Genomic DNA, 6,086 nt, shown 5'->3' on the forward strand with positions numbered 1-6,086 from the left:
AATTTGTTTTTTTCATCTTTTGAAGGAAGTTTATACTATGGGGATAAGACTTAAAAATAAAGTCGCTGTGATAACAGGGGCAGCAGAAGGGATTGGAAAAGCGACTGCAACTCTCTTTGCTGAAGAAGGTGCTAAGGTAATTATCCTGGACAAACAAATGCTGGGGAGTAACGTCGCGGACGAAATCGTTGACTTGGGAGGTACTGCAACTTTCATTAAGACTGACATCTCTCAAGAAGAAGAGGTTAAGCAGGCGATGACAAACATCGAGGGCGAGTATGGTCGTATGGACATTTTGGTCAATAATGCTGCTGTCTTTGTCTTAAAGGGACTCGATGCTACTGTTGAAGAATGGCATCAATCTTTGAATGTCAACATTATCGGAACGTCTCTTTGTACACGATATGTTTCAGAGGTCATGAAGAAACATGGTGGTGGCTCAATCGTAAATTTGGGTTCCATTTCTTCTTTCATTGCTCAACCTGAATTTCTCCTATACAGTACTACAAAAGCAGCTATAGTCAATATGACCCGATGTATGGCCCTGGATCTTGCTCCTTATGGAATCCGAGTGAATTGTGTGTGCCCAGGTATTATCCGCACTCAGGCAATAGATCGTCATCTGGCAAACATAGGGGTAACTGAGGAACAATTTCTAGCAGAGAACGCACCACTTCACATTTTGAACCGTATAGGAAAACCCCAAGAAGTTGCTTTTGCCATCTTATTTCTTGCTTCAGAGGAAGCTTCATTTATCACTGCGACATCTTTGATGGTTGATGGCGGCTACATAGCACGTTAAAGCCCACATTTCGCATTTCGTTTTGTAGCATGAAAGGTGACAGAGTGGAGGGTCATGTTACCTAAGTGGGGTTTGCTGAAAAGGTCTTTAGACATCTCCAGAAAAGGGGGAGTAAGGAGTAGAAAGTAGGGGGAAATAATTGATGATTTCTGTGAAATAATTGATTTTATTTTTGATTTTTGGAGATGTCTATTACGGTCATAAAAATCTCAAAACCTAATCTTTATCTAACTTTTTCAAACAGACTAAAGCGTTATAATCAGGCACACCTTCAACAGAACGTTTACTCTTATCTAATAACACATTTACCTCTGGCAAATTTACTTGTAAATTACCTGGTTTCATCGGAGCTAAATAAACTCTTCCTTGAAATTCACCCAAATTATTTTGCAACAGTACCTTCTACCCATATTTTCAACTCAATTTTTCCGAATAATTAAGGTTTAAAGCCTTTCCTTTAAAGGATAAACAAGAAAAAAAATCCTTTGAGTCAATCCTCTCCTTGAACAGAAGAGGTAATTATTAATTTTAATTAGGGTTTGCTGAATAAATCTCAAAAAATTGATATATAAAGGTCAGTGGGTTTTTATGTCTGGAAAAAGTACCTGTTTTTCAGCTCTTGAGCGTCAAAAAGGAGCGCATTTTGGACAAGATAGGGGAAGAAAATCAAGGGACGATTATTCTGACTAACTCCTCTATAATTCCCATTCCTTATGAATTATGGATTCTGGATTCTGGCTCCTATCCTTACCACTCATACTTTTTCAGCAAACCCTAATTATTAATTATTAATTGTTGAATTAATACCTCCAAAACTTGAACCTAATCTAACCTTTTCAAACAGACCAAAGCATTATAATCAGGCACAGCTTCAACAGAACGTTTACTCTTATCTAATAACACATTTACCTCTGGCAAATTTACTTGTAAATTACCTGGTTTCATCGGAGCTAAATAAACTCTTCCTTGAAATTCACCCAAATTATTTTGCAACAGTACTTTATCCCCATCTTTTCAACTAAAATTTTCCGATATAATTCCCATTCCTTCTGAATTATGGATTCTGGATTCTGACTTCTATCCTTACCACTCATACTTTTTCAGCAAACCCTAATTATTAATTATTAATTGTTGAATTAATATCTCCAAAACTTGAACCTAATCTAACTTTTTCAAACAGACCAAAGCATTATAATCAGGCACAGCTTCAACAGAACGTTTACTCTTATCTAATAACACATTTCCCTCCGGTAAATTTACTTGTAAATTACCTGGTTTAATCGGAGCTAAATAAACTCTTCCTGGAAATTCACCCAAATTATTTTGCAACAGTACTTTATCCCCATCTTTTCAACTCAATTTTTCCGAATAATTAAGGTTTAAAGCCTTTCCTTTAAAGGATAAACAAGAAAAAAAATCCTTTGAGTCAATCCTCTCCTTGAACAGAAGAGGTAATTATTAATTTTAATTAGGGTTTGCTGAATAAATCTCAACAAATTGATATATAAAGGTCAGTGGGTTTTTATGTCTGGAAAAAGTACCTGTTTTTCAGCTCTTGATCGTCAAAAAGGAGCGCATTTTGGGCAAGATAGGGGAAGAAAATTAAGGGACGATTATTCTGACTAACTCCTCTATAATTCCCATTCCTTCTGAATTATGGATTCTGGATTCTGACTCCTATCCTTACCACTCATACTTTTTCAGCAAACCCTAATTATTAATTATTAATTATTAATTGTTGAATGAATATCTCTAAAACTTCAAACTAATCTAACTTTTTCAAACAGACTAAAGCGTTATAATCAGGCACAGCTTCAACAGAACGTTTACTCTTATCTAATAACACATTTCTCTCCGGCAAATTTACTTGTAAATTACCTGGTTTAATCAGAGCTAAATACACTCTTCCTTGAAATTCACCCCAATCATTTTTCAACAGTACCTTCTACCCATATTTTCAACTCAAATTTTCCGAATAATTAAGGTTTAAAGCCTTTCCTTTAAAGGATAAACAAGAAAAAAAATCCTTTGAGTCAATCCTCTCCTTGAACAGAAGAGGTAATTATTAATTATTAATTATTAATTATAGAACATTTACCCTAATCTAATAACACATTTCCTTCCGGCTAATGTACTTTTCAACAATTAATAATTAGGGCTTGTTGAAAAAGTCTTTTTGTCAGGGGAGGAGCCAGAATTCAGAATCCAGAATTCAGGAGTAATCAGAATTATAGAAGAGGTAGGCAGAAAAATATTCCCTTGGTTTTCTTCCCCTATCTTGCTGAAAATCCTAGATTTTTGAACCATTACCACCTAAAAGCTAGCATTTTATTAGTACCTAAAAATGCTAAAACATTTATCTGTAAAGAGTTTGAGATTTAATCAGCAAGCCCTAATTAATTATTGCCTTTCCTTAAAAAGAAGGGGTGCATCTAAATATTTGCAAAAATACTTTTTTCCTATATATTCCCTGTTCCCTGTTCCCTGTTCCCTGTTCCCTAAAAGCGATAAATTTTTGGCTTTATTCAAAATTGAGATGCACCCAAAATAAGAGAATTGACTCAAAGGAAAAATTTTTCTTGTTTCTCCTTGAAACGAGAGACTTTAAACCTTAATTATTCGGTAAATTACCTGGTTTCATCGGAGCTAAATAAACTCTTCCTTGAAACTCACCCAAATCATTTTGCAACAGTATCTTATCCCCATCTTTTAAACTCAAATTTACTGAATATCCTCAAAACTTCAACCTAATCTAACTTTTCTAAACAGACCAAAGCATTATAATCAGGTACACCTTCAAGAGAACGTTTACCCTTATCTAATAACACATTTCCTTCCGGCCAATGTACTTGTAAATTACCTGGTTTCATCGGAGCTAAATAAACTCTTCCTTGAAACTCACCTAAATCATTTTTCAACAGTACTTTATCCCCATCTTTTAAACTCAAATTTTCTGCATCAATAGGATTAATTAAAACTGCCTCTCGCATAGCTCCTGTAATAGCATCTTTCTTTGACTGAACCATACTATTAAACTGTTTGCCTCTACGAGTCGCTACTAAAAAATATCCCTCTTTTAACTCTTCTTGAGATGGAGAAAGTATTGAAAAATTAGCCTTACTATCCGGTGTGGGAAAATTCCAACCAAAACATAAATGAGAACCACCATATTGAAAATTATCTCCTCGTTCTTTTAAATGCTGAATTCCCGAATATTGCGGAATTACTAAGGCAATTTCCTGACGAATTTCTGAAGTATTTTCAAACTCTAATTTATTTGCTAAATCAGGACGTACTAACTTTGCTAAATCCATAAAAACTTCCCATTCCGGGCGAGCTTCTCCAATTCTCGGTCCGGGAATTTCCGGGCTAAAAATCACCCTTCTTTCTGTAGTTGTTTCTGTTACTCCTCCCGGAATTTCATAACGAGTTGTGGCAGGTAATAATATTACCGTTTCTCCCGGTTCAACCAACATTTGATTAGAACAAACAATATCCTGATGTATTCGCAAAGGTAATCGTTTTATGGCAGCTTTTACATAATCTGGGTCTGGCAAAACTTCTAAAAAATTTCCCCCTACAGAAAACAAAACATCTAACTTTCCTTGCGCAGCATTATCGATCATTTCCGAAGCAATTAAACCAGGAGAATTAGGCACAGAAAAACCCCAAAAATTACTCATAACTTCAGAATTTTCTTGGTTAATCTTTCTCCCTCCAGGAAACACCGTAGAATAGCATCCCATTTCTGCTCCTCCTTGCACGCCAGAATGTCCCCGAATTGGCATTAAACCACAGCCTTCTCTACCTACAAAACCTTTAGTTAAAGCTAGATTAATAATAGCTCTGACATTATCTTCCCCACACTCATGTTGAGTAATACCCATACTCCAAACAAATACTGCTTTTTCTGCTTCTTTTACCATTTTGGCAAAGGCATACATTTCGTCGCGGGTGCTTCCAGAAAAGCGTTCTAACTCTTCCCAAGATTGAGCATCTAATGAAGCTTTTAATTGTTCAAATTGATTCGTATAATTATCGATAAAAAATTTATCTATCCAATCATTAGCAATTAGATGTTTAATAGTGCCATTCAGGAAAGCCAAATCGCCATTAACATTAACTAAAAAGAAATCTTCGGCAAACTTAGTACCAAATAAAGCACTTTCAGGAATAGACGGTACCCAATAACGTTCCATTCCTGGTTCCCGGTAAGTGTTAATAACTACAATTTTTGTACCTGCTTTTTTTGCCCAGTGTAAATATTTAACAGTAACAGGTTGATTATTTGCTACATTGGAACCAATAAATACTAATAAATCTGTACCTATCCAGTCTTTGTAAGAACAAGTAGTAGCAGCAGCACCAATAGTAGTTTTAAGCGCTCCGGTACTAGGGGAATGACAAATGCGGGCCGCATTATCAATGTTATTAGTGCCCATTGCCCGTGCAGCTTTTTGGGCCACATAATAAGTTTCATTCACAGTGCCGCGACTGGTGAGGTAGAAACCCAAGCGGTCTGGATGAGTATTTTTGAGGCGATCGCTAATTACTCCTAAAGCTTCATCCCAACTAATTCGCCGAAACCCTTTGTCCCCTTTGTCGCGACGCATGGGGTAAGGTAGTCGTCCCATTTCTCGTAATTCTGCACTACTTTTATTTTGTAGTTGAGAAACATCTGCTAGTATTTCTGGGTTAAAAGCGGCCATGGTATTAAGGCGCAATAGTCGCAGACGGACATTACATAAATGAAAGCCATCGAGTGTCCAGTCTTTCATCCCAGTGGTACCGAGGGAACATCCGTCACAGACTCCTTTATTGAGAATTTCCCAAGCGTAGGGGAGTTGGTCGAGGTTTTCAATTGTTGCGCGTATTAATTCCCAGTAGTTATTGGGGTATTGTTCTCCAATACCGAAGGGTTTCCAACTTGCCCAAATTTGTGGGTTCCAGATTTTATTTGGCTTGGGTAACATAATTTATTTAGCTCATATAAAAATTTTTATTGCACAATAATTATCGGTTGACTGCTCCCCGGAGGTCAGTCACGGGGATTCTAAGTTGATACTACGCAACAGGATAAATCCATGTTGCTTCGTTTTTTCTTAGCTGACCAAAGATATATTCTTTGGGGACAAGTCAAAGTGCCCCTACACAGTCGGCTTAAGTTTAACCTTAGCTTTCTGCTTACTTTTGTGATTATATTTGCAGCCGCGTTACAGTCTGCATTAATTAACCAATTATTACTACTTCTATACAAACCACGCTTTATTCTTTTTCCTGACGG

Annotated in this window: 6 protein-coding genes; 1 reads left to right on the forward strand and 5 read right to left on the reverse strand. The window is 36.5% G+C overall.

The annotated features are described in order from the left end of the window. Positions 1-19 precede the first annotated feature (19 nt). The gene (locus tag F6K18_RS32415) at positions 20-802 is read left to right on the forward strand and encodes an SDR family oxidoreductase (protein ID WP_287527091.1); all 783 of its coding nucleotides are present in this window, start codon (positions 20-22) and stop codon (positions 800-802) included. Positions 803-1,018: 216 nt separating this feature from the next. On the opposite strand, the gene F6K18_RS32420 is transcribed toward F6K18_RS32415, so the two are convergent. From F6K18_RS32420 to F6K18_RS32440, 5 genes are all read right to left on the reverse strand, one after another. Continuing rightward, positions 1,019-1,195, reverse strand: a complete 177-nt coding sequence (locus tag F6K18_RS32420; RefSeq protein WP_287527093.1) for a hypothetical protein — start codon at positions 1,193-1,195, stop codon at positions 1,019-1,021. 429 nt (positions 1,196-1,624) lie between these two features. Next, on the reverse strand, positions 1,625-1,795 hold the full coding sequence (locus tag F6K18_RS32425; protein WP_287527095.1) for a hypothetical protein: 171 nt from the start codon (positions 1,793-1,795) through the stop codon (positions 1,625-1,627). A 165-nt stretch (positions 1,796-1,960) separates the two neighbouring features. After that, complete coding sequence (locus F6K18_RS32430; RefSeq protein WP_287527097.1) at positions 1,961-2,131, reverse strand: hypothetical protein; 171 nt, start codon at positions 2,129-2,131, stop codon at positions 1,961-1,963. A gap of 436 nt (positions 2,132-2,567) precedes the next feature. Then, the gene (locus F6K18_RS32435) at positions 2,568-2,738 is read right to left on the reverse strand and encodes a hypothetical protein (RefSeq protein WP_287527098.1); all 171 of its coding nucleotides are present in this window, start codon (positions 2,736-2,738) and stop codon (positions 2,568-2,570) included. An 811-nt stretch (positions 2,739-3,549) separates the two neighbouring features. Beyond that, the gene (locus tag F6K18_RS32440; RefSeq protein ID WP_287527099.1) at positions 3,550-5,775 is read right to left on the reverse strand and encodes an FdhF/YdeP family oxidoreductase; all 2,226 of its coding nucleotides are present in this window, start codon (positions 5,773-5,775) and stop codon (positions 3,550-3,552) included. Between the last annotated feature and the right edge of the window lie 311 nt (positions 5,776-6,086).

Source organism: Okeania sp. SIO2C2 (assembly GCF_010692625.1).
In the GTDB taxonomy this organism is placed as follows: domain Bacteria; phylum Cyanobacteriota; class Cyanobacteriia; order Cyanobacteriales; family Microcoleaceae; genus Okeania; species Okeania hirsuta.